We start from the raw sequence: 24,776 nt of genomic DNA, 5'->3' as shown, positions 1-24,776 counted from the left end.
TCAATTTTCGGTCTGCCGAGTCTTCTGGCCGACAATTTTTACCTCAGCGTACCCTCTTCAACCGAGAGGGATAATATGGTTAATTTTACCAATCAACTAAAATTGTCCCAAAATAACTTATTCCTCAGAAAAAAGTTCTATATTCATGAGAAGAAATTATCTCATAAGCGTCACTCTGCATAATTTATCATTTTTATTGAACTGCAGATGCATCGCATAACTCTTTTCCTCATATTTTATCCAGCGATTCATATAACCAAGAAGTGCATCTTCCGCCCCCCCCCCTGAAGATGAGGGCAATCCAAAATGATGAATAACCTCAGACTCAGAACAACCAAAAGATAACGGTAAATCACCTTTATATTTTGAAAATCCTTCATCAGCCTCAATGTAAAAACTAACTTGGTCCACGATCCCATTATCCAATAAAAATAATATACCTGAACCGATGAATGAATAATATTCTCTATCACCTAAAACACTTTCATCACGTTTAGGTAATTCATTAAACTCTTGAGAAAGATGGATGAATCTTTCATCCATCTTCTGGCAGCCTAACATTTCGACAAAATCATTCCACATCAACATCACTTAATCACTCCAGTCTGACGATTTCTATCAATAATCTGTTTTATTGCGTCATCAACCTGCTTGGGATCATATCCACGCTCAATCATGTTACCTCTTAGCGCATCTGTATCCCTACATATCGCACCACAAAGATCAAGTGCATCTTGTTGAACTTGTTCTGGTGTATTCTTCCCACCATAAGTAGGCCCCGCTCGATGAACATCTTTAGGCACTTCTACAGCAGTGGCATTTTGATATAAAGTATTTTCTTCTTTTGGCGTCAGTTTTCTTCCTAACTCATTTTCCTTTGCTGTTCTTAATGCTGCAAAAGATGGAATATGATCGTGTTCTAATCCATCCCCAACCACGGCCCCTTTCTTGAGGACTTTGTATGAGTCAACATCAAGTGCCTTAACGATCTGAATTTCAGTGCTGGCTTTGTTGAGAAGCTTAGATGCGGTTTCAAGATCACCCGCTTTTAGCGCCTTTTCGGCACCCTTGATGGCTTTACCAGCAACATCACCTGCACCCGGTATAATCCCGATAGCCGCGGCGAGATAATCAAGCGCACTGTGTGCTTCCGCAAAACTTTTGATATCCCCGACTACTGGCACAAAATCTGCACCCGTCGACAAGATATCTTTCAGTTCTGCCTGACGCTGAGTGTACATTTTCACCGAGCACGCTTCTGCGCTCATCCCTACGCAGTTTTCTTTCTTATAGCGTTCGTTTTCAGCTTCGACGCGCTCTTTTGCAACCTGCTGAGGTGTCTTATTCTGAGATACCGCGTCCAGTACATCACTCAGCGAATTATTCTCAACCGTCGTTTTGCCCGCCTGAGCCGCCGCTACCGCATTCGCGCTGCTATCTCCCACCAGCCCGCCAGCCAGGCCAGAAGCCAGTGTCGCCAGCGCAGATACCGTCTGTTTTTCTTCCTCGCTAAGTTCGCTGACCTGTTTGCCAAAACCGTCAACCGCAATCTTACCAGCCAGCTCACCCACCGCTGCACCGGCTGCGGCCGACGCCGCATCTCTGCCGGAAGCGGCTGCAAGTGCGGCGTTGACAACCGCATGGGCCAGCACGCGCCCCTTAAGATCCTTCTCCGGGATGGCATTCGCGATGGCATTGGCGATATACGGCGCGGCACCGCCCGCAATCGCAGCTTTAATATCGCCACCTGCCAGCGCCTGAATGGCCGCCGTTGCTGCCGTGATGGCGCGCTGGGTGCTCTGCCCCGTTCCCATGCCAGACTGGTTAAACGCTTCGTTATAGAAGGTCTGGTACATCTGGTCATGAATCGCCTGATCGGTAACCTCTTTACCGTCTTTTTTCAGCTGGCTGATGGCGGCGTAACGCGCATCGCTGCCCGCGGTTTTCATCTTCTCGTTGGCCGCTTCCGTGGCCGCAATCTTGCCGTTTGTGCGCGCAATATCCGCAACCTGATTGCCGATCTCGCCAATCATTTGCGCGGTTTGCAGGCGTTTCTGCTCTTTCTCTTTGTTAAAGATCGGGTCGATGCTGCCGTTGGCATGGTCAGTGTCACGGCTGAGCGTGCTGACGTCCTGCTTCTGGTTAGCCTGGTCGCGAACAATGATAGCACCGTCAGCTACCGCTGATTGCGTGGTCCCTTCAGCATGGCCGCTGCCGCCCATTCCTGCCAGCATTGTGCTGGCCATGTTGCTAACCAGATTACCCGCAACCCCGGCGCCGCTGCTGAAGCCGACACCCTGATGTTCAACCTTATACTCCGCCTTATTGTTGATGTCCGTAAAGCCCAGCGTACCGGTCTCAAGGCGGTTTTTGTCTGCATCAGCACGGCTGGCAATCACCGCACCGTCCAGCTGCGTATGGTTGCCAACGTTAATATCAAAGCCGCCTTTGCCAGCGAAGATCCCGGTCTGCTCCTGGACCGAGTCGTAGTTGCTCTTCATCTTATCGCGGCTGATGCTAAAGCTGCCGCTACCGCTGCCCGCTCCCCAGGTGTAGCTTGCACCCGCATTCATACTCTGCTGTTTGCTGTTGTATTTGTCGCTATCCTGCTGGCTGCTGAGGGTCAGGTCGCGCCCGACATCCGCCGTGACCTTATCGCCGTTGACCTGCGCGCCTTTAAGTACCGTATCGCGGCCGCTGGTCAAGTTGACGTTCTGTCCGGCATCCAGCGTCGTTTCGTTCCAGGAGGTTCCATTACCTTTTTCGCTGCCTCTGGCGGCGTTTACGCTGGCAGAGACGGTGATGCCCGCGCCATTCGGACCGGCGGTAATACCGATCCCGATTGAGCCACCCTTGCTGGAATTACTGCCCGTCAGTTTGTTGGTGTCGGCTGCACTCGTCAGGTTGATATCCTGAGCCGCATTGAGCGTCAGATCCTTGCCAGCCTTCAGCTGACTGCCCGCCACGGTAATATCACCGCTGTTGGCAGCGTTACCCTGACCTGTCGCCGTGATGGCGAGGTTACCCCCGGCATTCAGCGTGCTGCCGGTCGTTTTGTCCTGCTCCGAGTGTGAGGTGGATTTAGAGGACTGTCCGCCAATGGAGGCCATCACGCCGAACGCGCCATTGTTAGTGGGATCGCTGCCGTTAGCCGCTTCAGCGAGACGGTTGGCCTGCACGGCCTGAACACCCGACAGCGCCGCTTTGGTCGCCTGCAGTGTGGCGAGACGGCCATCGCTCTGGTCTTTCACCGCCATTGCCGTGCTGGCCGCAGTGTTCACCGCGTCACCCACTGCGCCGGAGAGGGCAATCGTCAGGCCACTGCTTTTCTGCTTGAAGGTTTGATCGCTGGTGAGCCTGTCGTGGCCCGGCTCGATCGCTACGCTGTCGCCGGTGAGCGCCATATTTTTGCCAGCCACCAGGTCCGCGCCGCCGACATGCAGCTGATTACCGGCGGCAATATCAACGCTCCCCCCCGTCGAACCCACCGTACTGAAACTCTGGCTCTGGGTGGTGCCCTTCTCACGGAGATCGTGCGTGCTTTTGCTGCTGCCGATGGTGAAACCAATCCCGCCCGAGCCCATCAGGCCGGATTTTTTCTCTTCCTTAAAGCGCCAGGAGGTGTCGCTGTTCGTGGCCGCCACAATATCGACGTTGTTGCCCGCCTTAAGCTTCACGTCGCCATCACCCGCCACGGCGGAACCGTTCACCAGCAGGTTATTGCCCGCAACGACCTGCACGTTATCGCCACTCAGCAATGAGCCGGATTCACGCGTCGCGCTGTTCTCCTCGATGGTGTGGGTGGTTTTCTTGCTCAGGAACCCTTTTTTGGTTTTGGTCTGCTCTTTGTAGTGATAATCGCTTTCAGTTGCGGTATTGAGATTAACGTCACGGCCTGCCGCCACGCCGATATCGCCCTTCGCCGTCACCTGCGCGGCTTCGGTGGTGACATCGCGCCCGGCGAGGATCTGGGTATTCGCCCCGCTGGCGATCTCGGTTCCCTGCTGACGCACCGATTCGTTAATAACGGTTTTCTTGCCTGACCTATAGCTGTCGCCCTGCGTGGTCTCTTCCGCAGCCAGATTCACGTCGCGACCCGCCTGCAGCCCGACGCTTTTCTCCGCTGCCAGCGCGGCGGCCTGAGCGTTGATATCCTGCCCGGCCTTCAGCACGAGGTTATCGCCTGCGGAAATCGTGGTGCGGTCGAGCCCGGTGCTGTGGGACTCGCTTTTCCCTTTACGGCTGCTTTCGCTGGTCTGTGCCGCGTTCAGATTGAGATCGTTGCCCGCACTCAGCCCCGCGCTGCCGCCCGCCTTCAGGTCGCTGGCGGTCACGTCAAGGTTGTGCCCGGCGTTCACCAGCAGGTTGCCGCCCGCGGTGACGTTACTGCCCTGATACGTGACGGACGAACGGCTGGTTTTCGCCCGGCTGGAGCTGAATGCGTCGTTGATCTGGTTCGCGTTGACGGCAATATCGCCCCACGCGTTCAGTAGCATATCGCCGCCGGAGGCCAGGTTCGCCCCGGTAACGGTGATGTTTTTCCCGGCCTCAAGCGACAGGCCATCCTGCGCGGTAATAGACGCCGTGTTGCCCAGCAGGGTGTCTTTCAGGCCGATCTTGCCGTACTTCCCTCCGGCGTTGATATCAATCTGCTCAACCTGGGTCAGGTTGTTGATGCTGCCGTCCAGGCTCTCCAGCGCGACCGTTTTGCCGCTGATGGTGGAGCTGATGTTATTGATATCGCCGATGGCGCTCAGGTTCAGGTCGCCGCCCGCTTTCATCAGGCCGTTGTTGAGGTTGCTGATGCTGTTCTGGCTGTCGAGCGTCAGGCTGTTTTTCGCCAGCAGCGAACTGCCGCTGTTGGTGATGTCGCCGCCCTTCAGGGTAACGTTGTTACCCGCGATTACGCTGCCGTTATTGACGGTGACGTCCTTCGGCGACAGGTAGAGTTTCGGCACCATCACGGTTTCGCCGTTGACGGTGGCTTTCTCCCACCACAGCAGGCTGTGGTCGAGTGCGGCAATCTGATCGGCGGTCAGCGAGACGCCAAACTGCAGGCCCAGCGACTGCTGCGCCGCCGCGGCGTTGTCCATCAGATAGCGCATCTGATCCAGATCGGAGCCGATGCCGTTCAGGTAGCGGTTACCGGTCTGGTTGAGCACCACGTTGGAGACATAGCGGGTATCGAACGCTGCATCGCCGAGGAAGCGGTAGTCGTAATCCGGGTTCAGGTTGAGGCGGCCGAGCATATAGGACGAGCCGAGGAACTGCTTCTCGTCGGTAAACGCCAGCCGCGTCTCCTGCGGTGCCGTGGACGACGGTTTGACCCCGAGCATTGCGTTCAGGTCGGCAAACAGGGCGGGATCAAGCTGTCCGAGACCGTTCAGTTTAGGGTTGATGCTGATCAGGTACGGGCTTTTCGGGTTGTCGGAGAAGACAAAATAGCCGTTGTTGCCCGACGGAAGCGGGTAAGCGCTGGTATCGACGCGCTGGCCCTGGTAATGCCCGACGGCGCCGCCCTGAGCGGTTCTGAGATCGGCGGTGGTGACCCCGGCGTTCGCCAGTGCGCCCAGCTGGCCGAGGTTCGCGTTGCCTTTCTGCCTGGTGCCAATGTTGCTGAGAGGCGTGCCGGACGCGCCGCCGTTTTCCAGCGCGCCGCCGCCGTTAAGCTGCTGTAGCGCACCCTGGAGCTGATCGTTCCACTGCGGCGAGTTCACCGCCACGGTGCCGGTATTGCTCAGCCCCTGTTTTTGTACGCCGCTGCCGACGCTCTGGTTGCTGAGGGTGTTCAGCGACGGCGTGGAGATAACGTTGCTGACGCCGCCCGCGTTCGCAGTGGTATTGGTGTTGCTGATGTTACTGGTGAAGTTTGCGGTAACGTTACCGCCCGCCTGGATGACGGAACGATATATTGTTCCTCCGGATCCTTCGTCCCGATCATCACCCTGTGCAACATAGTGAATGGGGGTCTTCTTATAAACATCTGCGTCGACCGACGCGGAGGGATTTGCTTTACGATTATATTGCTCACGGTCGGCAACATATGTCCTGTAACGCGTCACCGTACCATCAGTCCATGACTGATTTTGCAGAGTCGTACCAGAAAGGAACATATCTTTCGCGGCAAGCAGTGTACTGGCATTATTTTCCAGTTGTCCCGCCTGAATGACCATCCCCTGAGCTGAACTAATCCGTCCCGCTCCACCATTTGCGGACACAGTTTGTGTCGTTCGTAAAATCGCAATCTCTTTCGCCGGACTGTTTTTCATCGGCATCGGAGTAGCTATATCCCTGCATGTAGGACCAGCTCCGTGCCCGGGACTGCCACCGCCGGTACAGGATTCCATGACGATATAGCCATAATCGGTTCCCGCGATCAGCTCAGAAAGAGGGATATCCGCATAGCCGTCCTTCAACCACTTGACCTGCTCCATCAGGTTTTCGGTTTTGCTGTTAAGCACCACCAGACCATCCCTTTGGTTCAGCAAATGCCCCGTCCTGATCGCAATATCCCCGCGCTGCGTCTCAATATTCCCCGACGTATTCACCACCTGGCTGTTCGCATTCCCTGCCGCATCCCGCTGCATCCACAGGCTGTTCCCCGCCATGATGTCGCCACGCTGGTTGGTGATGCTGTCGGCAAACAGCGCCAGGTTATTCGCCGCGTACAGCAGCGCGGTGTTGACGATGGCGCCCGGCGCGCTGAGGGTCAGCGAGCCGCGCGTGCCGGTGAAGCCGTCCACGGTAATATTGCTCCGGCTGGCCACGGTGATGTCACCTCCGCCCTGCACCGAGCCCGCGGCGTTCAGCGCCACGCTGCTGCCGGAGAACGTACTCGCGCCGCCGCCGGTGGTGATTTGTCCGTTGTTGCTGAGCTGCCCGCCCGCGTTCAGGTTGACCGCCTGCCCCTGCAGCACGCTGCGGTTATCGATGTCGCCGCCGCTGCTGATGGTCAGGGTTCTGCCTGCCGCCACGGCGGTTCTGCTGGTAAACGCGTTCGTCAGCTGCAGCGTTAAGTCCCCCAGGGACACCAGCTGGCCGGTAAGGTCCAGCCCCCGGCTCTGCAGCCACAGGCTGCCGCCGCTCAGCAGCTTGCCGCCCGCGCTCTGGGTTACCTGGTCCGCGCCAATATTCAGCTGCGTGTTGCCGAGCAGCGTGCCGCTGTTGTTCAGCTGGCTGTAGTTAACCGTTAGCTGTCCCGCCTGGGTGGTGCCCTGGCTGGCGAAATTGGTGCCGGTCAGGGTGGCGCGATCGGCCACCCACGTGCCGCCGTTGGTGGCGTCTGCCGCATTCAGGATCAGGTCGGTGGCCTGCAGCCAGCCGGTGCCGGTGAACTGCGGCGTGCCGAGCGTCAGGCGCGCGCCGGAGAGGAGTCTGCCGTCGTTACGCGCCTGCGAGGAGGCGGTCACGCGCGTCTCGCCGCCGCCCTGGATCAGGCCGTAGTTAAACAGCGCGGGCGTGGTCAGCGTCAGCGCATCGCGGCTGACGATTTCGCCTCCGCTGTTGTTGGTCAGCGTCCCGCTGAGGGCCAGCGTCGCGCCGTTATCGCCCTGCAGACGTCCGTTGTTGGTGAGCGCCCCGGTGGTGATGCCGAGCGTGCCCCCCTGCATTTTGCCGTCGCTGGTGACGGAGGCCGCCGTGATGTTCAGCGCCCCGCCGGACAGCAGGGTGCCGCCAGACTGCTGGCTGACCGCGCCGGTCTGGCTGAGTGTCAGGCCATTCACGCCGCTGATGGCGCCGCTGTTGCTGAGCGTGCCGCCTGTCAGCGTCAGGTTTTTCGCCGCCCACTGGCCCTGGTTCGCCAGCGTCGCGGCCTGCAGCGTCGCCGCACCCAGCGCGGTGATCCTGCTGCCTGCGGTTCCGGTGAGCGTATCGGCCAGCGTCATCTGCAGCGCGTCGGCGCTCTGCACCGCGCCGCTGTTGGTGAGCGACCGGGCGTTAAGCAGGATGTTCTGTGCCTGCCAGCTGCCGGCGTTGGTCACCGCGCCGGACGCAATCGTCAGAGTACCCTGGGTGAGAAGCTTACCGCCTGCGCCGTTAATCAGCTCTTGCTGCGGCGCGGCCATCGCCATGCGCGCCATCAGCCGCTGCTGCCCCTGAACGGTCAGGCTCTGCAGACCGGTTAAGGTGCCCTGGTTGTTAATGATGTTCTGATGCAGCGCGAGGGTGTTCCCCTGCACGGTACCGCTGTTTTTAAGCGTGCTGCCGCCGAGCGTCACCTCGCCCTCGCTGAGGAGCTGCCCGCGGTTATCCAGCGTCTGTGCGGTGATATCCGCCCGGCCCTGGCTCATCAGCGAGCCGGTTGAGGTCAGCGTGCCGCCGCTCGTGGCCGTTAGCGTTCCCTGGCTGAGCAGAGACCCGCCGTGCGTCCAGTCGCTGGCGCGGATGTCTGCGCCGTTCCCCTGCAGCGTGCCCTGCGTGGTCAGCTGGCCTGCATCCAGCGTCAGCATGCCGCCGGAGAGGGTGCGCGAGGCCGCGCCCGTGGTCAGCATGGTCCCGGTGAGCGCCAGGCCGTTCGTTCCCTGCATCAGCCCGCCGTTGTTCATATCGCGGGCGGTGAGGGACAGCGTACCGCCCGTGATGCGCCCCGGGTTCGCCAGGGTATCCGCGGTGAAGGCGGTCGCGCCGCCGCTCTGCAGCAGCCCGGTATTCGTTAACGCCCCGCTGAGCGTGCCGCTGAGTCCCGTCTGCCCGTTCACCGTGCCGCTGTTGGCGAGGGTGGTGCCGGTCATGCCCAGCGTGGCGCCCTGCAGCGTACCGGCGTTCGTCAGCTGTCCGCCCGCCAGCGTGAAGCCGCCGCCGGAGAGCCATTTACCGTTCAGCTCGTTGATAAAGCGGTCGGCGGTGGCGTTAACTGCGTTGCTGCCCTGCATCAGGCCGCTGTTGCGCAGCTCAGTACCGCCTGCTGTCAGCGTTTTGCCCGCCACCGTGCCGCTGCTGGTCAGCGTCGTCGCGTTAAGCACGGCATCGTCGGTGGCAACGATGTTCCCCGTATTGGTCAGGGCATTGCTCAGGCCCAAATCCAGGCTCTGCGCCTGAATATCGCCCCGGTTCGTCAGGTCGCTGCCCCGCAGGGTGAACCCGCCCTTCACCAGCAACAGGCCGGCGTTATCGAGCGTGTCGAGGGATAAGTTCAGAGGACTGCCGCTCACCAGCTGCCCGGTGGCGCCGTTGCTCAGCGCGCGGGTGGTCAGCGCCAGCGTGTCGTTGCCCTGAAGAATCCCGGTGTTGTTCAGCTGCGCAGCCTTCACCGTGAGGGCTTTCCCGGCCAGCTGGCCGTCGTTGAACAGCTGGGCCGCCGTCAGCGTGAACAGATTCTGGCTGAGCAGGGCGCCCGTGTTATCCAGCCTGCCGGTCGCGGAAAGCGTCATGGCGTCCAGCGTCTGAATGCTGCCCTGGTTATTCAGGCTCCCGGCCTCAAGCGTCGCGCTGCGCCCCTGAAGGCTGCCCGCGTTGCTGAGGGTTTGTCCGCTCAGGGTCAGGGTATCGCCGCCCGTCACCTGCCCCTGAGCCTGGTTCGTGAAGGTGTTCCCGGACCAGGCCAGCGTGCTGCTCCCCTGAAGCAGACCGCTGTTCTGCAGGTCGCCCCGCAGGGTCAGCACTTTTGCCAGCAGCTGGCCCCGGTTATCGGTCCTGCCGGCCTGGACGTCCGCCGCCTGCTGGCTGAGCACCTTGCCGCTGCTGGTCAGCGTGCCGGTCACCGCCGCCGTCACGCCAGCTTCCCCCAGCGCATTACCGGTGTTGTTCCACTCGCCGGTGGCCAGGTTCAGGGTATTGCCCTGCAGCAGCCCGGCGTTGTTCAGGGTGGTGTGGTGCAGGTCGAGCGCGCCGCCGGAGAGCAGCATGCCCGCCTGCTGGTTGCTGAGCTGTGCCCCGGTCGCCGTCAGGGAATGTGTCCCCTGCAGCGTGCCGCCGTTGGTCAACGACGCGCTGTTAAACTGCGCGTCGGTACCGGCCATCAGTCCGCTGTTCGTCAGGCTGGCGGTGGTCAGCGTCAGGCCGTCCCGGGCAATTACCCGCCCGCCGGCATCGTTGCTGGCCTGTCGGGTCAGGTTCAGCAGCAGCGCGGTGGCGCTGAGCTCGCCGCTATTGGCCAGCGTGTCGCCGTTAAGCGTCAGCGTTCCGCTGCTGCGCAGCGCGCCACGGTTAGTGAGGTCTGTCACGCCGAGCGTCAGCGCCGAGTCCCCCTCAACGGTGCCCTGGTTTTGCAGGCTGTCCGCCGTGATGTGCAGGTCGCTGGCCGCAATATTGCCCGCGTTAGCAAACGCAGTGCCGTTCAGGGTGAGCCGGTCGTCCGCCAGCAGGCGTCCGGTATCGGCGTTGGTCAGGCTGAGGTAGTCGCTGCTCAGGCTGACGCCGTTGATTTCGCCCTGGTTTGTCAGCGTGTCGCCTTTCATGCGCAGCGTGCCGTCGGTGGTGATAAGCCCGCTGTTAGCCAGCACCGGAACGTTCAGCGTTAAATCCTGCGTGCTGTAGACCGACCCGCCCGCGAGGTTCGTGAGTGACCCGGTCTTCAGGCCGAGCAGGGTGGTCCCCTGCAGCAGTCCACCGTTCTCCACCGAGGCAGCGTCCAGCGCCAGCGTACCGGCAACCAACGTACCGCTGCTGGTGATGCGCCCGGGGGCCGTCAGGGTCATGCGGTCCGCTTTTGCGACGCCGGACTGGAGGATGTTCTGTCCGCTGAGCGCGATGGCGCTGGCGGTAAGCTCTCCGCCGCTGGTCAGGTCGCCGGTCGCGTTAAAACTCAGCGTGTCACCGGTGGATTTCCCGGCGTGCGCAATCGTGCCCGCCGTCACCGACAGGGCCCCCTTCGCCGCCTGCGTGCCGTTCAGCGCGGCATTCTGCGCCTGCAGAGAGAGCCCCTGCCCGCTCTGCAGATGCGCATCCTGGCCGGTGGTCAGGTCGCCGGTGCTGACGGTTAATGCCCCCGCCGCGTCCGTCTGCCCGTTCAGGCTGGCGCTGCGGGTCGCGGTAATCTGAACATTGCCCTGGCTGGTGGTGCGGGACGCCTCACCGCTGGTCAGAGTGCCGGCCTGCGCCGTCAGCGCCGTCGCGCCGGACAGGGTGCCGTTCTGTTCAAGCGCGTCTGCCGTCACGCTCATCGCCCCGTCAGCCAGCAGGCTGCCGCTGTTACGCAGGGTCTGCTGCGCCGTGACGTTTGCATTGCCCTTCGCGCTCAGCGTGCCCCGCTGCTCCAGGTTACCGGCGCTTAGCGCCAGGTTACCGGCGCTCTGCAGGGTACCGCTGTTAGTGACCGTCTGCCCCTTCAGGGTGACGTCGTTACCCTGCACCGTGCCGCCGTTTGTCAGCTCTCCTGCATTCACGTCAAGGTGGCCTTTCGCTGCCAGCTGGCCGCTGTTGGACACCCTGTTGCCGGAGAGGGCAATGTCGCGCCCCGCATTCACCTGCCCCTGATTACTGACGGCGCTGCCCGTCAGGCGGACATCGCCCGTGGCATCGGCCCGGCTCTGGCCGTCCATCACCAGCTGTCCGCCGCTCAGGGCCAGATTATCTCCTGCCGAGACCGCACTGGCCGTGGATGACAGCGTGCCGCCGCTGCTGAGGGTCGCGCGGGTATCGCTACCGCTGCGGGTATTCGTCAGCGTGATATCTTTCCCGGCCGCCACGCTGAGCGCGCCTTTGCTGGTGACGCTGCCGCCGCGCTGCGTCAGGCTGCCGTCGGTGGACAGCGTGGTGTCGGCCTGGCCTGTCAGCGTCGCATCCGCAAGCGCTGTGCCCTGTTTGCTCGTGACGGTTAGCGCCCCGCCCTGTGCCGACACGCCGCCGCCGTTTACGGTCAGGGTATCTTTACTGTCCAGCGTCGCCGCGCCGCGGGAGACCAGGGAGGTATTGCTGAGCGTCATCCCCTGCCCGCTGCTCACCGACAGCGCGCCCGCGCTGTTTGTCCCGCCGCCCGTCGTCTGCACTTTCCCCGCAGCGGAAAGGCGCATATCGCCCTGGCTGGCGAGCGTGCTGTTATTGAGTTCCACATCCTGCGAGCTGGTCACATTCAGCGCGCCCCCGGCCTGATGGCTGCCGTTGAGGACCACTCCCGCGCCATTCGCGGTAATCGAGCCGCTGGCCAGGCTGTTCGTGACCGTCAGTTTCCCGCCCGCGTCCAGCTGAATATCGCCCTGGCGCGCGGTGAGGTTGCCGAGGTTCACCCCCACGCCCGTCTCGCTGGAGACCAGGCGGATACGGTTGGCATACATCCCGCCGAGCGCGCCGGTATCCACGGCCACCACGGGCGCGGCGCCCTCACCGGCAATCGGTTTGACGCTGCCGTCTGCGCCCACGCGGTTCGCCCCTGCCGTTACCGTCAGGTCGTTCGCATGTATCGCGGCGTTCACTTCCGTCGCGCGCGCAATGATCGACAGCGCGTCGCTCTTGCTGGCATCCAGCCCCTGGCCTTCAACCGTGATGGCGCCTTTCGTCACCTCCAGCGCCTGCAGGTTACCGCTGGCGTCGAACTGCGGTTTCCCCGTGGTCAGGGTGACGTTCGGGGTGTTGATAAATCCGCACCCGTTACAGGTGATGCCGTACGGGTTGGCCACCATAACGTTTGCCGCCTTGCCGGCGACTTCCGTATAGCCCTGCAGCTGCGAGCGGTTTGCCCCCGTGACTTCGTTGATAATGCCTTTCGCTTCCCGCCCGGCCTGCAGGTTGGGGTTGTTCTGGATAAGCCCGCCCAGCTGGGTCTGGGTTAAACGGTCCGTGCCGTTATTGAGGATAAGCCCCTCTTTGCCGACGTTATACTCACCGAACTGGTTATGCGAGATACCCGCCCCGTTGGGCGTGGCGATGTTAACGACCGGCACCCCGTTCCCCGCCCGATCGACCGTGGTCTGCCCGGTCGGCGTAAGCGCCGCCGCGACGGCAGGCGCCATCGGCTGCCAGACCATTAAGCCGCAGACAATCCAGCTGATCAGACGCTGCGAGAAACGAACGGGTGGGTGACGGGTATCCATAGTCGTAGAGTCTCTTAAAGCATGAAGGCAATGCGCCAGTTAACGCTCACATGATCCGGGCCGAGCCAGTCGGGGTAGTGCAAAGGCGTACCGACCGAAATCTGGCTGCTGTACCAGCGCCCTGCGCTGCTCAGCCCCACCGCGCCACCCCATAACGTGCCGGAGGCAAAGCGGTCCTGACGGTCTTTTTCCAGCCAGCCGCCGTCAACGGCGACCGTTGCGCTCACCGCACCAATCACCGGGAGGGTGAAGAGGGAATACCCCAGCTCGTTACGCCAGTAGCCGCCGTTGTCCCCGGACAGGTACTGCTCTTTAAAACCGCGCACGGAGCTTTCGCCGCCGAGCGTCAGGCGCTCGGAACCGTACAGCCGATCGGGCGACCACTGGCCATAGGCGCTGGTCAGCCACCAGGCATTACGGGTAATCTGCCGCTGGAAGCTGGCGTTCAGGCTCCATTTGCGGAATTCCGCCCGCGGCATATCCCCGGACTTATCTTCGTCGGTTTCGGCATTGAACCACGGCATGCCGTGGCTCCAGGTCGGGTTGAAGGTCGCCACGCCGCCCAGCATTTTTTGCGTATGCGTAATGCCCAGGACCAGGCTGGAGAGGTTGCGCGTGCTGCTCTGCAGCGGCGCGTCGTTAAGCCAGTTGCGGCTGGAGCGCTGAACCACGCCTGCCGCAATGCCGGTTTTGACATCCCCGTTGCGGAAGACCACCCATGACGCGTTAACGCGGTGGGTTCTGGTATCGCCCGTGGAGAGCCAGTTGAATCCCTGGTTACTGATGGTGGTCCGGTAGTTACTCCAGGCGTAGCTGTAGTCCAGTAATCCGTAGCCAAACGGCACGCTGACGCCCGCCTGGAAATTCTGCGCATCGTACGCGCTGGCAAAATCGCTGCTGCGCCCGCCGCTGACAAACCATTTATCCGCCAGCCCCAGCATATTATTCGCGGTGAGCACGCCACTCAGCTGATCTTCCCCGGTACTCTTCTGCCCGCTATTATCCAGGCTTACGGATGCACTTAAGGGAAATTCCGGTTTTGCCGTGAGATTAACGATGGAATATCCGGCCTGCGTCCCCGGAAGAATTTCAATCTGAACCGGGTCGGTACGCAAACGGTTAATTTGCTCCATGCCCTGTTCGATGTCGCGTAAATTAAGAATGCCGCCCACCCGTCCCGGAAACGCCATTTTCAGCATGCGCGGCGTTTCGCCTTCCAGACGGATCGCTTCCAGCCGACCTTCCAGCACAACAATATTCAGCTGGCCGCCGGAGAGATCCTGCTCGGTAAGAAAAGCGCGGCTGGTGATATATCCCCGGCTGATATACCAGTCAGAAATATGGGCGAGAAGTTCCGTTATTTTCGCCATATCCAGACAGCGGCCCTGCCACGGCGCGACAAGGGTCTGCCGGGTTTTCGGGGAGATTAAGGTCGCACCGGAAAGGGTAATGGTATGAATGGTGAAACAGGGTCCGGAGCCGGTAACAGGCAGCGGTCTGGCGGGCGCGGGGCGAGGAATGCTCCGCTCCAGCTCTTCACGCTGTTGCTGGTTCTGTAATAAAAGCTGCTGCTGTTGCTGTTGAATGGAATCGCGATCGGCTGGCGACAGCGGCGCAGCATTGGCGCGCGCTAAAAAAAAGACAGCCAATAAGATAGCAGCAGCATAATTTACTAATGAAATTATTCTATTTTTTATTTTGGAGCTATTCATCCATGCCACAAAAACGTCCGCAATGATTATTTTTGTAATATAAGAGCATTCTTAAGGCGAGTATATCTAATTTGCATTAGGGCACCTAAAATTAATAGTTCTTTCAGAAAAGTGAAAAGGATATTAAGAGAAAATAAGAAATTGTTTAACTCACCCTTAAATCTTGAGTTAGTGGTAATACACTAGGCATGAAGCCGAAACGTTTTTCGCCACTCTGCGGGGCTCACCCCAAAACGTGCTTTAAACTGTTGTCGCCAGGTGACGGCGGAATTAAATCCCACAAGCTCAGCAACGCGTTCAATCGGCATATTTCCGGCTTCAAGCAAAATCTGGCTGCGCCGCAGGCGTTCGGCGGTAAGCCAGTCAGCGACGCTCATCCCCGTGGCTTTAATAAAATGACGGGTCAGGGTTCGGCGACTCATCGAAACCACCTCCGCCAGGGAATCCAGGCTATGCGGTTCGGTGATGTGCTGCTGCAGGTAGTCGATCAGGCAGTTAATGCGTCCGTCGCGGGTATCTTTGGGTACCGGCTGGGCGATAAACTGCGCCTGCCCGCCCTCGCGGTGGGGCGGAACAATCATCCGGCGGGCAATCTGGTTGGCGACCACGCTGCCAAAGCGCTGGCGAATGATATACAGGCAGCAGTCGAGGGCAGCGGCAGTACCGGCGGAGGTGATGATATTGCCGTCATCCACGTAAAGGGCATTAATATCCAGCTGAACGTTCGGGAAGAGCGACTGAAACTGACGTTCGAACTCCCAGTGGGTGGCCGCACGTTTGCCGTCGAGGATCCCCGCCCAGGCCAGCACAAACGATCCCAGACACAGCCCGACGATTTCTGCACCGTGGTCTCTCGCCTGCACCAGGCTGTCGAGCAGCACCTGCGGCGGGCGTTCCAGAACGTGCTGCCAGTAGGGAACGACAACAATATCGGCCTGCCCAATGGCGGTAAAATCCTGCGTGGCGTTGAGAGCAAATCCGTCTTTTGAGGTAAGGAACCCCGGCGTTTCGGCGCAAATCGTTACGTTAAAGCGCTTTTCGCCGGAGACCGAATCGCCAAACAGAATGCAGGGAACGGAGTAGTGAAACGGGCTGAACCCGTCTACCGCGACAATCGCGACGTTGATTAGCGACATCTGTCTCTCCTTTCCCTTTAACGCACTCAGAAAATAACGGTTTCGCCATCCTGGGGAATGCTCACTGCGTCACTCACCTGATTAGCTTCAACGTACTCACGCAGCGCGCTGCGGGTCAACAGGCAGTGGTTAATGGCCTCCATATGGCTCGCCACAATTTTAGCCTGCGGCAGCAGGAAATGAACGTTAAGCACGTCCTCCTGCCCCATAATAATGGGCCCAAAACCAATGACGTGGGCATAGCCGGCGTTCAGCACCACCACGTCCGGCTGGTGTTTTTGCAGATCGGCCGCTACCTCGTCACGCCAGACGGTATCCCCTGCAATATAGAGCGTCTTCTCATCAGGATGACGCAGCACCACGCCACAGGCCTCGCCCAGCCGTTCCGCCAGCTCCGGCACGGCATAAGCGCGATCGGTACCGTGCTGTCCGCCCTGGGTTTTTGTAATCTGAATATCGCCGAAGGTGGTCGCGTCGGTCATGACCGTCAGGTTGCTAAATCCCTGACTGCGCAGCAGCGCGGCGTCACGGTCGTTTTGCACGTAAATCGGTTTGTCTTTGGCGATCAGCTCCGCCGCGGCGCGATCCCAGTGATCGTCATGGGTATGGGTGACGATCACCGCGTCGGCGTCCAGCAGCGTGTTGACGTCAACGGGGAGTTCAACCGTTGGGTTACGGCGTTCGGCATACGCCGTACCGGGGAAGCCCGGATAAGCACCCTTTGGGGCCAGCATCGGGTCGATCAAAAGACGTTTTCCGGCATAGGAAATCAGCTGGGTGGCGTTGCGAATGTGGGTAATGTTCATGGGCTATCCTCCGGTTGGTGTGATAAGGAGGATAGCCAGCCGTCGCAATTGACGCTGTGGGCTAAAGGGCGATTACCGATGGAATCGGGCCAAGAGAAGCAACCTGTTTTCTGTCACATCGTTTACCAGCCCGGCACTGCCCCGCCGTTAAAGATCGTCTCAGCCGCTTTTGCCACTTCAGGTGACTGATACGACTGGATAAACGCCTTCACATTCTCCGCGTCCTTGTTGTCTTCGCGCGTCACCACGATGTTCACGTACGGCGAGTTTTTGTCTTCAATAAAGACGCTGTCATGCACCGGTGACAGCCCGGTTTGCTGGATATAGGTGGTGCTGATGATGGCGACATCCACTTTCGGGTCGTCCAACACGCGCGGCAGCTGCGCCCCTTCCAGCTCCATGATTTTCAGTTGCTTAGGGTTGGCGGTAATATCCAGCGCCGTGGGCAGCAGCCCGGTATCCGGCTTCAGGGTAATGAGCTTCTCTTTTTGCAACAGCAACAGCGCGCGGCCCAGGTTGGTCGGGTCGTTTGGAATGGCAATGGTTGCCCCGTCCTTCAGGTCAGACACGGATTTAATTTTGCGGGAATAGCCGGCCATCGGGAAAACAAAGGTGTTCGCCACGGCCACCAGCTTATAGCCATGCGCCTTGTTATCTTCTTCAAGGAACGGGCGATGCTGGAAGACGTTGGCATCCAGTTCCCCCTGGTTGGTGGCATCGTTAGGCAACAGCGAGCCGCTGAAGCCCACCAACTCCACGTCCAGGCCATATTTCTCTTTTGCCACCTTTTTGGCGACTTCCGCCACATCCTGTTCGGCGCCGTTGATGACGCCGACTTTAATGTGTTTGGCATCGCTGCCACTTTGATCGCACCCGGCAAGCAGTAGGCCAGCCAGTACCAGAGCACCCAATCGACGTTTCACAAGACAGTTCCTTTTGCTGAATGTTGTAGTGACTATATCGACAACGAGGCGGTGAAATAAAAACCGAAAAAGAATCAATAAGAAGGATAAGTTATATGCGGGTATGGCCGGGTGACGCTGCGCTTACCCGGCCTGCGGATTCAGAGCTTAAAGGGCTTTCGCCAGGTAATGTCGCTGCATGCCCGGGTACGGATAATCCTGCAAAGACATCTGCAGCTGGTACCCCTGTTTTTCATAGAACGGACGCGCCTGGAAGCTGGCGGTATCCACCAGCGCGTGCTTGCAGCCTTTGCGTCTGGCTTCATCTTCCGCCGTTTTGATGAGCTGGCTGCCCACGCCGGATCCGCGTACGGCATCGCTCACCCAGAGAAAGTCGATATTCAGCCAGTCGCCTTTGCGCACCCCAATGAGCCCGCCAAGCATGACGCCTTTATCGTCGCGCACGTAAACGCCAATGTCGCCGCTAAAGTTTGTCAGATCGAGAAACTGTCCGTTATACGCTCTCAGGCCGACGAGCAACTCTTCTTTTTCGGGCGCCGTAACCGCATGAGTAATACTCAGGTGCATATTTTTCTCCTTGTTATCTGTGCCGTTTCACTATCTCACACACGCATCGTGGAGAAAATTCATACTTTCGACTGGAGTCGCTACACTGAATGTAACGATATATTTCATGGGAAGCCTGTGACTTCTAAAGGGGGTTATTGATGAAAGCTGCGCACCTGGTCTGCCTGCTGGTTTGTCTGCTGTTCGCCGCGTTTGTCCATGCTCAGGAAAAGGACGATCCGGCGAAAGAGGCGCAGATTAAGCAACAGGTCCTGAAAGATATTAAGAAAACCTGTACGCCACAGAAAAAGCAGAGCGATAAGGCCTGGCAGGCGATGATTTTGTCCTCCGAGGCCAATCAGTTGCTGATCAAAAATGCCGTTACCGCCGTGAAGCGCGACAACCTGGATGCCTACTGGGCGGCGGTTGGTCAGGTGGATTGTATGGAAGATTACTGAGGGCTGGAAACGTGCTTCTCGCCGGGTGGCGGCTGCGCCTTTCCCGGCCTACACAACATGTTTAACGCTTACGCACGTCTGGAATGATCAAATCCCCGCGCAGCACATACGAACCCAGCATCTGCGTTTTCTCCGTCAGCCAGCTCACGATACGCGCCGCCATGGCATCCATAGAATATTCAATCGCCGGGATCACCGGAATACCCGGCAGGTGCAGCGATCCGGCCAGGCTAAAGACCATAATGTCGTCCGGCACGGATTTATTAAACGCCTGCAGCTGCGGGATCACCCGCTGGGCTTCCTGCTCGTCCGCCACCAGCAGAGCGTTGAAGTTCAGCGTGCTGGCGTTATTCAGCAGCTCCTGTAGCGCAACGGACGACGAGGTCGCGTCCATGAACACAAGGTTGCGATTAAAGGGCAGGAAATTTTTCTCCAGCGCGTGCTTGTAGCCGAGCAGCACCTGGTCAGCAAAACCGCTGCCGTGCGGATGGATCAGGGCAATCTGGCGTCGCCCCTGGCTGGTCAGGTAGTTACAGGCGGTTTCGGCGGCAAAGGCGTGATCGAACTGGATGCTGTTGGAATTATCAGACTCCATGCAGTCCACCAGAATGACGTTGTCCATGTCGACGTCCAGCGGGAAACGCGCGCCAATCACCAGGATGTCATCGCAAAGCCCGCAGGAGAGTTCCTCAAGAGCGTGCATCACTTCCGCTTTGCTGTGCGCGAAACGCAGCAGCAGGTGTTTTTGATGCTGGCTGAGCTGTTTTTCCAGCGCGTAGAGATAACCGGTGGTCTGGTTAATGTTTTCCTGGGCGCAAATCACCCCGATACAGCCCGTAGACTGGCTCAGCAGCGACTGGGCAATCACATTAGGCCGGTAGTTAAGCTCATCCACTGCCTTCAGAACGGCCTGACGGCTGGCTTCCTTTACGCCACGCGACCCACTCAACACTCGCGATACCGTGGCTTTAGACACCCCGGCAAGACGTGATACATCATTGATTGTCGACATCTCTTTCCCCTGGCAGGCTTACCTCGCGCCTGCAAATTCCATGACCGCTTCGGCTCACATTATAGCCAGAGCGGAGTATATCCGTTTCCGTTTTCCATGGAAACCGATTTTCCGTTTCCACTCCAAATGATGTCAAAATAGCCAAATTATGTGACCTGCATCCGGTTAATTAGCCTCATAAGTATTGGATCTTGATGGTTGTCACAGTTCTGTCTTTTATGAATGGAAACCGGTTTCCGTATCATGTCCAATCATCCTCGCAATAACTTTTTACATTTAGAGGATGGTTGTCGATGTTCAAGATTATGCTGTGTTGCTCTGCCGGGATGTCCACCAGCCTGTTGGTCAGCAAAATGGTCGATGTCGCGAAAGAACGTGGTTTGTCGGTGAAGATTGATGCGTACGGTGTTTCCGAATTTGATACGCAGTTTCCGCAATACCAGGTGGTACTTCTCGGACCGCAAGTGAAATACATGTTACAGACACTCTCAGACAAGGCGGCGACGCATGGCATTCCGGTGCAGCCCATCGACATGATGGACTACGGCATGCAGCGTGGCGATAAAGTACTGGACTATGCTCTGTCGCTCATCGAAGCGGCACACTAAAAGGTGTTCACATGAGTTCGTTATATCAATCCATGGTTGCGGTGATTGAGCAGTCAATTACCCCGCTGGCCGCGAAGCTCGGTCAGCAAAAGTACGTGATTGCCATCCGCGACGGCTTTACCGCCGCGCTGCCGTTTATGATCATCGGCTCGTTTATGCTGGTGTTCATCTTCCCGCCGTTCTCGGCGGATACCACTAACAGCTTCGCCCGCGGCTGGCTGGATTTTTCCCAAACCTACCGCGAACAGCTGATGCTGCCGTTTAACCTCAGCATGGGCGTGATGACCTTCTTCATCTCGGTAGGGATTGGGGCGAGCCTGGGGCGTCAGTTTAACCTCGACCCGGTGATGTCCGGCCTGCTGGCCTTTATGGCCTTCCTGCTGGTCGCCGCGCCGTATGCCGACGGCAAAATCTCAACCCAGTACCTCTCCGGCCAGGGCATCTTCACCGCGCTGATCGCCGCCATTTACTCAACCCGCGTGTACGCCTGGCTGAAGCAGAACAACGTCACCATCCGCCTGCCAAAGGAAGTGCCCACCGGCGTGGCGCGTTCGTTTGAGATCCTGATCCCGGTGATGGTGGTGATCGGCACGCTGCACCCGCTGAACCTGTTCATTGAAGCGCAGACCGGGATGATTATCCCGCAGGCGATCATGCACCTGCTGGAGCCGCTGGTGTCCGCGTCTGACTCCCTGCCTGCCATTCTGCTCTCCGTGCTGCTGTGCCAGATCTTCTGGTTCGCGGGTATCCACGGCTCGCTGATTGTTACCGGCATCATGAACCCGTTCTGGATGGCGAACCTCTCGGCAAACCAGGCGGCACTGGCCGCAGGCGCGGCGCTGCCGCACGTTTATCTGCAAGGTTTCTGGGATCACTACCTGCTGATTGGCGGCGTCGGTTCCACCCTGCCGCTGGCCTTCCTGCTGCTGCGCAGCCGCGTTACCCACCTGCGCACCATCGGCAAAATGGGCGTGGTGCCAAGCTTCTTTAACATCAACGAGCCGATTCTGTTCGGCGCGCCGATCATCATGAACCCGATGCTGTTTATCCCGTTCGTGTTCGTTCCGCTGGTCAACGCCTGCCTGGCGTACGGCGCCACGAAGCTCGGCTGGCTGGCACAGGTGGTCTCGTTAACCCCGTGGACTACGCCCGCGCCGATTGGCGCCTCGTGGGCGGCGAACTGGGCGCTGAGCCCGGTGGTGATGTGCCTCGTCTGCATGGTGATGTCGGCGCTGATGTACCTGCCGTTCCTGCGCGCCTATGAGCGTACGCTGATTAAAAACGAAGAGCAGAAAGCCCAGGCTGCAGCCGTGGGTGCCGCTGAAGCCACAAGTAATTAAGTCAAAGAGGAAGGGTCATGAAATACGCATTTCCCGATAACTTCTGGTGGGGCAGCGCAAGCTCCGCTCTCCAGACGGAAGGGACACGAGAGGGTGAAACCACGTGGGACTACTGGTTTGCCCGCGAGCCGAACCGTTTTCACAACGGCGTGGGGCCGCAGCACACCTCCACGTTTTATCAGCACTGGAAAACGGACATTCAGCTGTTAAAACAGCTGAACCACAACAGCTTTCGTACCTCGATTAGCTGGGCGCGCCTGATCCCCGACGGTATCGGTGAAGTGAACCCGGACGCGGTCGATTTTTATAATCAGGTCATTGATGAGCTGAATGAACAGGGCATCACGCCGTTTATCACCCTGTTCCATTTCGACATGCCGATGGCGATGCAGGAAATTGGCGGCTGGGAAAACCGTGACGTAGTGGACGCGTACGCCCGCTATGCGCAGATTTGCTTCGAGCTGTTCGGCGACCGCGTGCTGCACTGGTTTACCTTCAACGAGCCGATCGTGCCGGTGGAAGGCGGTTATCTGTACGACTTCCACTACCCCAACGTAGTGGATTTCCGCCGGGCGGCCACCGTGGCTTATCACACGGTGCTGGCCCATGCGAAGGCGGTTCAGGCCTACCGCGCCGGGCACTACGCGGGGGAGATCGGCATCGTGTTGAACCTGACGCCGTCGTATCCGCGTTCGCAGAACCCGGCAGACGTGAAGGCGGCGCACGTTGCGGATCTGATGTTTAACCGCAGCTTCCTCGACCCGGTCCTGCGCGGCGAATACCCGGCCGATCTGGTGGCGCTGCTGAAATCTTACGACCAGCTGCCCGCCTGCAAGCCGGAAGACGGTTTCCTGATTGCGGAAGGGAAAATCGACCTGCTCGGCATTAACTACTATCAGCCGCGTCGCGTGAAGTGTCGCGACAGCGCGGTGAACCCGCAGTCGCCGTTTATGCCGGAATGGTTCTTTGATAGCTACGAGATGCCGGGCCGCAAGATGAACCCCTACCGCGGCTGGGAAATCTACGCGCCGGGTATTTACGATATTCTGATTAACTTGCGCGACAATTACGGCAACCCCCGCTGCTTTATTTCTGAAAACGGCATGGGCGTCGAAAACGAGCAACGTTTTATTGAAAATGGCCAGATTAACGATCAATACCGCATTGATTTTATATCTGAGCATTTAACGTGGCTGCATAAAGGCATAAGCGAAGAGTGTAATTGTCTTGGCTACCATATGTGGACATTTATTGATAACTGGTCGTGGTGTAATACCTATAAAAATCGCTACGGATTTATCCAGCTCGATTTGGAGACGCAGCAGCGCACCATTAAGAAAAGCGGGGAGTGGTTTGCCGCCACCGCCTTAAATAACAGCTTTGATAAAGAGTAATGATGATGATCGCACTAGAAGAAGCCGTAATGGAAATTATCGTCAACGCCGGGCAGTCCCGCAGCCTGTGCTTTGAAGCGCTGCACGCGGCGCGCCAGGGCAACATTGACGAAGCCAAAAGCCTGCTGCGCGAAGCCGACGGCTACGCGCGTCAGGCGCACAAGATGCAGACCAAACTGATTGAGCAGGACGCGGGCGAAGCCCGCCAGCCGATGACCTTAATTATGGTGCACGCGCAGGATCATTTAATGAACTCCTTATTAGCGCGTGAATTATCCGAAGAAATTATTCATTTATATCAGAGATAGTCTATGGCGAAATAAATTACTGTAATACCTCTGTACCTAAAACTAGAAATCCACTTGTTCTGATGATAGCGACATATTCTGTCAGATCGGAGCGGGATGGTTATTGTCTGAATAAAATTAAACTATATTGAGATAACCATGAATACGATTAAAAAACTTCCATTAACCATGGCGGTTATCGCCGCGCTTTGCCCAATTTCCGTGCTCGCCCAGGAATTCACGCAGGAGCAAATCGACGCCATTGTGGCGAAAGCGGTGGATAAAGCCCTGGCCGAACGTCAGGCCAAAATGGATGCCGCCGTCGCGAAAAAAGCGGACGTGGTGACCGAGCCGCAGAGCGCGGCGCAATCCCCGGACATGGCGATTCCGTTCGGGATTAAATTTACCGGCTACGCCCGCTATGGCGCGCACTTCCAGGCCGCCGATCAGAAATATGTGGCGGTCGATGGCTCCTACAACGGCGCGTCCGCAATTGGTCGTCTGGGTAACGAAGGCAACGGCGGCGAGTTCCAGCTCTCTAAAGCCTTCAAGGGCGAAAACGGCGCCATCTGGGACATCAACGTGATGATTGACCACTGGGGCGACGAAGTTAACCTGAAAAAGGCCTACGCGGGGGTGACCAATATTATGGCCTCCAACCCGAATGCCTATTTCTGGGCCGGTCGCGACTTCCACCAGCGTCCGCAGCAGGGCATCAACGATTACTTCTGGATGAACCACGACGGCCAGGGCGCCGGGGTGAAGAACTTCGATATCGGCGGCGTGCAGTTTGACGTCGCTGCCGTGGCGGCAGTGGAATCCTGTAGCCCGGAAGTGATGGAAGACGAAGCGAACCCGTCACGCATCACCTGTACCGGCGGGTCCGGCACGGGCGACAAAGGTAACTACGCGGCCACCTCTAAAATCCACGGTATGAAGCTCGGTCCGCTGGATCTGGAGCTGTACGCCAACTACGGCTTTGATTCAAAAGCGGTGGAGAGCGATGAGCGTCTGAACGCCTGGCAGGGCGGCGTGGTGCTGAGCCACACCAACGACAGCGGCGTGAACAAGGTGATTGCCCGCTACTCCGATAACTCGGACAACAGCGTGTTCAATAAAACCGAAGACCTGACCACGGTCTACGCCAGCTTCGAAGGGCTGTACAAATTCACCCAGGCCACGCAGGTGGAGTACATCCTCGCCTTCCACGACTACGACAACAGCCGTGATAAGACCGACAACCGTAAGAACTACAACGCCATCGTGCGTCCGATGCACTGGTGGAACGACGTTCACTCCACCTGGCTGGAAGCGGGCTGGCAGCACGTGGATTACGACAACGGCGGCGATAATAAGGGCTGGAAGCTGACCCTGTCGCAGAACATGTCTATCGCCATGGGGCCAGAGTTCCGTCCGATGCTGCGCTTCTACGTGACCGGCGGCAAGGTGGATAACGCACGCACCGCGCGCGTGAATAACACCAAAGACGAGACGCTCGACGACTTCAACGTCGGCGCGATGTGGGAGGCGTGGTTCTAGTAGAGCGCCGTTTGTTTCGCCCGGCGGCGCTGCGCTTGCACGGGCCT

14 protein-coding genes are annotated in these 24,776 nt (G+C 58.7%); 6 read left to right on the top strand and 8 right to left on the bottom strand.

Features of this window, described 5'->3' with window-relative positions; all coding sequences use genetic code 11:
* Nucleotides 1-156 precede the first annotated feature (156 nt).
* The 7 genes from BM007_RS18830 to BM007_RS18800 form a co-directional block, all read right to left on the bottom strand.
* Nucleotides 157-591 carry a hypothetical protein gene (locus tag BM007_RS18830; protein ID WP_302847483.1) on the bottom strand — a complete coding sequence of 145 codons (435 nt, stop codon included), beginning with the start codon at nucleotides 589-591 and terminating at the stop codon, nucleotides 157-159.
* Nucleotides 588-12,968 (bottom strand): contact-dependent inhibition toxin CdiA, encoded by a 12,381-nt coding sequence (gene cdiA / locus BM007_RS18825; RefSeq protein WP_254780655.1) that lies wholly within the window; start codon nucleotides 12,966-12,968, stop codon nucleotides 588-590. The genes BM007_RS18830 and cdiA overlap by 4 nt, the downstream gene beginning before the upstream one ends.
* Before the next feature lie 14 nt (nucleotides 12,969-12,982).
* The gene (locus BM007_RS18820) at nucleotides 12,983-14,680 is read right to left on the bottom strand and encodes a ShlB/FhaC/HecB family hemolysin secretion/activation protein (protein WP_090420319.1); all 1,698 of its coding nucleotides are present in this window, start codon (nucleotides 14,678-14,680) and stop codon (nucleotides 12,983-12,985) included.
* Between the two features lie 182 nt (nucleotides 14,681-14,862).
* A complete protein-coding gene (locus BM007_RS18815) occupies nucleotides 14,863-15,816 on the bottom strand; it encodes a GlxA family transcriptional regulator (RefSeq protein ID WP_061716241.1) in 954 nt (317 codons plus the stop codon).
* A 26-nt stretch (nucleotides 15,817-15,842) separates the two neighbouring features.
* Nucleotides 15,843-16,622 (bottom strand): MBL fold metallo-hydrolase, encoded by a 780-nt coding sequence (locus BM007_RS18810; RefSeq protein WP_061716242.1) that lies wholly within the window; start codon nucleotides 16,620-16,622, stop codon nucleotides 15,843-15,845.
* A 122-nt stretch (nucleotides 16,623-16,744) separates the two neighbouring features.
* Complete coding sequence (gene nlpA / locus BM007_RS18805) at nucleotides 16,745-17,545, bottom strand: lipoprotein NlpA (RefSeq protein ID WP_061716243.1); 801 nt, start codon at nucleotides 17,543-17,545, stop codon at nucleotides 16,745-16,747.
* Between the two features lie 147 nt (nucleotides 17,546-17,692).
* Complete coding sequence (locus BM007_RS18800; protein ID WP_048992763.1) at nucleotides 17,693-18,112, bottom strand: GNAT family N-acetyltransferase; 420 nt, start codon at nucleotides 18,110-18,112, stop codon at nucleotides 17,693-17,695.
* A 140-nt stretch (nucleotides 18,113-18,252) separates the two neighbouring features.
* On the opposite strand from BM007_RS18800, the gene BM007_RS18795 reads away from it, so the two are divergent.
* Nucleotides 18,253-18,549 carry a YicS family protein gene (locus BM007_RS18795; protein ID WP_061716244.1) on the top strand — a complete coding sequence of 99 codons (297 nt, stop codon included), beginning with the start codon at nucleotides 18,253-18,255 and terminating at the stop codon, nucleotides 18,547-18,549.
* A gap of 61 nt (nucleotides 18,550-18,610) precedes the next feature.
* Here the strand turns inward: BM007_RS18795 and BM007_RS18790 are convergent, their stop codons facing one another.
* Nucleotides 18,611-19,561, bottom strand: a complete 951-nt coding sequence (locus BM007_RS18790; RefSeq protein WP_023293714.1) for a LacI family DNA-binding transcriptional regulator — start codon at nucleotides 19,559-19,561, stop codon at nucleotides 18,611-18,613.
* Between the two features lie 293 nt (nucleotides 19,562-19,854).
* On the opposite strand from BM007_RS18790, the gene BM007_RS18785 reads away from it, so the two are divergent.
* The 5 genes from BM007_RS18785 (at nucleotide 19,855) to BM007_RS18765 (ending at nucleotide 24,729) form a co-directional block, all read left to right on the top strand.
* A complete protein-coding gene (locus tag BM007_RS18785; protein WP_061716245.1) occupies nucleotides 19,855-20,169 on the top strand; it encodes a PTS sugar transporter subunit IIB in 315 nt (104 codons plus the stop codon).
* Between the two features lie 11 nt (nucleotides 20,170-20,180).
* Complete coding sequence (locus BM007_RS18780) at nucleotides 20,181-21,509, top strand: PTS sugar transporter subunit IIC (RefSeq protein ID WP_031275290.1); 1,329 nt, start codon at nucleotides 20,181-20,183, stop codon at nucleotides 21,507-21,509.
* 17 nt (nucleotides 21,510-21,526) lie between these two features.
* The gene (locus BM007_RS18775) at nucleotides 21,527-22,903 is read left to right on the top strand and encodes a glycoside hydrolase family 1 protein (RefSeq protein WP_090420316.1); all 1,377 of its coding nucleotides are present in this window, start codon (nucleotides 21,527-21,529) and stop codon (nucleotides 22,901-22,903) included.
* 5 nt (nucleotides 22,904-22,908) lie between these two features.
* Nucleotides 22,909-23,211 carry a PTS lactose/cellobiose transporter subunit IIA gene (locus BM007_RS18770; protein ID WP_008500136.1) on the top strand — a complete coding sequence of 101 codons (303 nt, stop codon included), beginning with the start codon at nucleotides 22,909-22,911 and terminating at the stop codon, nucleotides 23,209-23,211.
* 138 nt (nucleotides 23,212-23,349) lie between these two features.
* Nucleotides 23,350-24,729 carry a carbohydrate porin gene (locus tag BM007_RS18765; protein ID WP_023326394.1) on the top strand — a complete coding sequence of 460 codons (1,380 nt, stop codon included), beginning with the start codon at nucleotides 23,350-23,352 and terminating at the stop codon, nucleotides 24,727-24,729.
* Nucleotides 24,730-24,776: the final 47 nt, after the last annotated feature.

This window comes from Enterobacter sp. NFIX59 (assembly GCF_900113755.1).
GTDB classification, from domain to species: domain Bacteria; phylum Pseudomonadota; class Gammaproteobacteria; order Enterobacterales; family Enterobacteriaceae; genus Enterobacter; species Enterobacter pseudoroggenkampii.
Note: the sequence above shows the minus strand (reverse complement) of the source record. Positions and strands in the feature narration are given on the sequence as shown.

Coding starts and splice junctions, on each gene's coding strand:
- BM007_RS18810 (WP_061716242.1), bottom strand. CDS start 16,622: ATGAACATTACCCACATTCGCAACGCCACCCAGCTGATTTCCTATGCC.
- BM007_RS18790 (WP_023293714.1), bottom strand. CDS start 19,561: ATGTCGACAATCAATGATGTATCACGTCTTGCCGGGGTGTCTAAAGCC.
- cdiA (WP_254780655.1), bottom strand. CDS start 12,968: ATGGATACCCGTCACCCACCCGTTCGTTTCTCGCAGCGTCTGATCAGC.
- BM007_RS18780 (WP_031275290.1), top strand. CDS start 20,181: ATGAGTTCGTTATATCAATCCATGGTTGCGGTGATTGAGCAGTCAATT.
- BM007_RS18800 (WP_048992763.1), bottom strand. CDS start 18,112: ATGCACCTGAGTATTACTCATGCGGTTACGGCGCCCGAAAAAGAAGAG.
- BM007_RS18785 (WP_061716245.1), top strand. CDS start 19,855: ATGTTCAAGATTATGCTGTGTTGCTCTGCCGGGATGTCCACCAGCCTG.
- BM007_RS18765 (WP_023326394.1), top strand. CDS start 23,350: ATGAATACGATTAAAAAACTTCCATTAACCATGGCGGTTATCGCCGCG.
- BM007_RS18820 (WP_090420319.1), bottom strand. CDS start 14,680: ATGAATAGCTCCAAAATAAAAAATAGAATAATTTCATTAGTAAATTAT.
- BM007_RS18795 (WP_061716244.1), top strand. CDS start 18,253: ATGAAAGCTGCGCACCTGGTCTGCCTGCTGGTTTGTCTGCTGTTCGCC.
- BM007_RS18775 (WP_090420316.1), top strand. CDS start 21,527: ATGAAATACGCATTTCCCGATAACTTCTGGTGGGGCAGCGCAAGCTCC.
- BM007_RS18815 (WP_061716241.1), bottom strand. CDS start 15,816: ATGTCGCTAATCAACGTCGCGATTGTCGCGGTAGACGGGTTCAGCCCG.
- BM007_RS18770 (WP_008500136.1), top strand. CDS start 22,909: ATGATCGCACTAGAAGAAGCCGTAATGGAAATTATCGTCAACGCCGGG.